We start from the raw sequence: 3,865 nt of genomic DNA, 5'->3' as shown, positions 1-3,865 counted from the left end.
CGTGACATCGCGGCCATCGCCCACACCCTCAACACCCGACCCCGCAAGACCCTCGGCTGGAAAACACCCGCCGAAGCCTTCACCGAACAGCTACGGTCGCTCGAACAAACCGGTGTTGCAACGACCAATTGAATACGGCTTGCGATCCACGGTCGGTGTGCAGAATGCGGCCGGCCACCTCACCGCGGCGGGACACGACATTGTCGAGAGCACGCACGGCCAGCGCCGACTTCACCCGAGAATCGATGGAGTAGCCGACGATCCGGTTGGAGTAGACGTCTATGACCGCGCAGATGTAGAGCTTGCCTTCACCGGTGTGATGTTCGGAAATGTCGGCCAGCCACAACCGATTCGGGGCCTCCGCACAGAACTGACGGCGAACGAGGTCGTCGTGGACCGGTGGGCCGGGTTTGCCCTTGCCACGACGCTTCTTGCCGAACACGCTCCACCAGCCCTGCGCCGAGCAGATCCGCCAGGCGGTGCGATCGGCCATCGGTTCACCGGCCGCGCGGGCTTCGTCAGCGAGGAACCGGTAGCCGAACTCCGGGTCGGTCGTCGTGGTGGGCGTCGAGCAGCGCGTTGGCTCGATACGCCTGGTCGAGTTCGGCGTCGGTGACCGGTTTGGCCAGCCACCGGTAGTACGGCTGGCGGGCCAGATCCAATACCCGGCACGTCACCGTGACGGGGATCCCGTCTTCGGCCAGCTCGCGGACGAGCGGGTAGATCATATCCTGGCAGGCTCGCCTCGCGAAATAGGCCGCAGCCCGTTTGAGGACCTCGTTCTCCTGCTCCAGCAACCGGATTCGCCACTTGGCCGCACGAAGCTCGGCCGACTCGCTGGTACTGGCGCCGAGCTCGTTCCCTCGACGACATCGGCCCGGCGCAACCTTTCGACAACGTCACCGGGTAAACCCCGAAATCGGCCGCGATCTGCTCCAGCGTCACACCACCGTCACGGTTGCGAGCCACACGCACGACATCGTCACGGAACTCACGAGGGTAGGGCTTGGACACAGCGACATCCTTTCAGCCCGCCTGTAGAGCAAGCCAACTCAGATGTCACCTATCCATGCAGCGTGGTCGTTTCTGGATCGGTTCAGCGTGCCTACACGCGGGGAGTAGCATTGCATATTGTGGAGGTTAGGCGTCGGCAAGGCGCGGGTCGCCTACCCGCTCCGACCCATAGCTTCGTCGGTCGAGACCGTGAGCTGGAAAAGATCAACACTCTACTGTTGGGCTCGGCCCGGTTGATCACCCTCACCGGCCGCGGCGGGATCGGGAAAACCCGCTTGGCCGCCGAAGCCGTCCGCCGCTACCACAAAGCCGACACCAGGAAAATACGTGTGTATTGGGTGCGGCTGGCGCGACTGACCCCAGGCTCCGACACCACCGCGGTCGCAGAAGAAATCGCCCACACGGTGATCGACGCCGACTTCTCCGGACGTTCGGTATGGGATGCCCTCCTCGACACCCTCACCCGCCCCGATCCCACCGGACACACCCCGCGCACCATCCTGGTGCTCGACAACTGCGAACACTTGCTCACCGCGGTGGTGGATTTGATCACCGAGTTGCTCGAGACCATACCGAAATTGACCGTTGTGACCACCAGCCGCGAACCCCTGTGCTGGGTCGACGAACACCTGATACCGGTTCCGCCGCTGTCCCGTCGCAATGGTGTGGCTTTGTTTCGGCAGCGTGCCGAGCTCACCGGCCATCCCGTTATCGGCACCGAGCAGGCCGCCACGGCTGCCGAGATCTGCCGCCACATCAACAACCATCCCCTCTACATCCAGTTGGCCGCCGCCCGACTGGTGCACCAACCGCTGGCTATGATCCTGTCCGGGCTGACCGGCGACGTCGACGACACCCGTCTGCGTTGGTCGCACGGGCCCCGCGCCGGCGCCGACCCGCGCCATCGCGGGGTCGCCGACGTCATCGCCTGGTCCTATCAGTTGTGCGGCGACAGCGAGCGTTTGTTGTTCGATCGGCTGTCGGTGTTTGCCGCCGGTTATGACACCAACCCCGACGACACCACGAACACCGTGTTGGATGTGGGCGCCGACCTCGACGCCATAGAAACCATCTGCAGTGACGACACCGACGACGCGAACAACCACGCGGGTGTCAGTCTGGCTCGGGGTGAGATCGAGAACGTACTCGAATGCCTTGCCAATCATTCGTTGGTGTCGGTGCACATCACGCCCACCACGGTGCGGTACTCGCTGGTGGAGAGCTTGCGTGTGTTCGCCCAGTACCAGCTGCGGCAGCGTTCCACCCCAGAAATGGACGCACCAGCTCGGCTGGCCGACCGGCACCTGCGCTACTACCGAGACAAGATCACCTACGCCGCCACCCACTGGTTCCACCCCGAAGGACAAGACCTATTGAGCTGGGCGCTGGGGGCCTGGGCCGATCTGGTGACTGCGATCGAGACCAGTCTCACTATCCCCGGGGAGGCCGGCGCCGGTCTCGAGATCTGTCTCGGACTGATCTCCCTGCGTGTGCCCTACATCAGCGGCTCAGTACGTGAAATACGTTCCTGGATGCAACGCTGTCTCGACGCCACCTGGGCGTCGACTCCACGACCGACCGAACTCCAGATCGAGGCCATGGCCCACGTTGCGTTGGCCGCCATGGCGCAAGGCCTTCTCGAGGATGCCGAGCGGATGCTCGAAGAATGTATCACTGTCTGTATCCCCGACCCGGACCTCAGAGCGCACTGGCGGCACACCGCCGAGACCGATCTCGGCCTCCCCGCCGTTGCCGAGTACGCATGGGGGATGGAACTGCTTTTCGCCCGCGGCGACGCCTGCGCTATCACGGTCCTGACACGCGCCCGGGACAAATTCGACGCCCTCGGCCACCCCGGCGCCGCGTCGCTGAGCGAGCTGTTCACGGCTGTGGCCGCGAGCATATTGGGAACCGCGTACCAAGCTCACGAGATCACCCAGCGCTGCCTCGATCGCGCGAACGCTTCCGGAATTCTGTGGGAGAAGTTGTGGGCTCAACTGATCCGGGCGATCGCCCTGGCAAGGCATGGCGACCCCACCGAAGCCCTGGCCCTTTTACGGACCGTACTCGCGCAACTGCTGCCTCTCCACGATCAGTGGGCGGGATGGTGGGCTGTCGAATTTCGGTCCTGGTCGTTGGCGTACCTCATCACCGATTCGCGCCCCGCCGGAAAACTCGACCACAACAAACTCGTCGCGGTGGCCACCGAAATCGCCCACTTGGCCGGAGGAGTCAAGACTCTACGAGCCCACCTGGGCATCGATATCGGGGCGATAAGGCCTTTCGCCGACGAGTCCGCCAAGGCGATCACCGTCGCCCGCCGCGTACTCGGTTCCGACGCCTTCACCGCGGCGGAAACCCGAGGCGCCCGACTGCGTCCCGAACTGGGCGAGGTGCAGCGCTTCGCCATGGGCACACACCACATCGACACTCCACCAACCTCTTCCCTAGCCAAGAAAGTCCCCCTATCGCGCTGGCACGACCTGACCAAGGCCGAACAACAGGTCGCCATCCTGGCCGCCGCCGGATGGACCAACACCGCCATCTCCGCCCGCCGAGGCACATCCGTCCGAACCATCGACACGCAAATCGCCGCGATCCTGCACAAATTGGTCATCACGTCACGCGAGGACATCATCGAACACATCCCCCGAAGCGCCATCGACCAGGTGCGCACCGAAACCACCCGACGACCGGATCGAACCGGTCAGAACCCTCTACATCGCCTCCCATGAGGGGCCGGTTGTGGGGCGGACGGGACTGTCAAATTAACGGTGTAATCGGTTGATTTGTGGTTACTTTCGTCCGGCGGACAGGCGGCCGTCGAAGGTGATCTCGAAGGCGTTCAGGG

General features: G+C 64.0%; 3 protein-coding genes and 1 pseudogene. 2 read left to right on the top strand and 2 right to left on the bottom strand.

Features of this window, described 5'->3' with window-relative positions; all coding sequences use genetic code 11:
- A pseudogene (locus AB0B25_RS31980) lies at positions 1-132 on the top strand (IS30 family transposase); the annotation flags it as partial.
- Here the strand turns inward: AB0B25_RS31980 and AB0B25_RS31975 are convergent.
- Together AB0B25_RS31975 and AB0B25_RS31970 are read right to left on the bottom strand one after the other, a co-directional pair.
- A complete protein-coding gene (locus AB0B25_RS31975; protein ID WP_357187541.1) occupies positions 80-493 on the bottom strand; it encodes a DDE-type integrase/transposase/recombinase in 414 nt (137 codons plus the stop codon). The pseudogene AB0B25_RS31980 and the gene AB0B25_RS31975 sit on opposite strands and share 53 nt — an antisense overlap.
- A gap of 25 nt (positions 494-518) precedes the next feature.
- Positions 519-728, bottom strand: a complete 210-nt coding sequence (locus AB0B25_RS31970; protein WP_357187538.1) for a hypothetical protein — start codon at positions 726-728, stop codon at positions 519-521.
- A gap of 348 nt (positions 729-1,076) precedes the next feature.
- On the opposite strand from AB0B25_RS31970, the gene AB0B25_RS31965 reads away from it, so the two are divergent.
- The gene (locus AB0B25_RS31965; RefSeq protein WP_357187535.1) at positions 1,077-3,749 is read left to right on the top strand and encodes an AAA family ATPase; all 2,673 of its coding nucleotides are present in this window, start codon (positions 1,077-1,079) and stop codon (positions 3,747-3,749) included.
- The last annotated feature ends 116 nt before the right edge of the window (positions 3,750-3,865 follow it).

The organism is Nocardia sp. NPDC049190 (assembly GCF_040648115.1).
GTDB lineage: Bacteria > Actinomycetota > Actinomycetes > Mycobacteriales > Mycobacteriaceae > Nocardia.
Note: the sequence above shows the minus strand (reverse complement) of the source record. Positions and strands in the feature narration are given on the sequence as shown.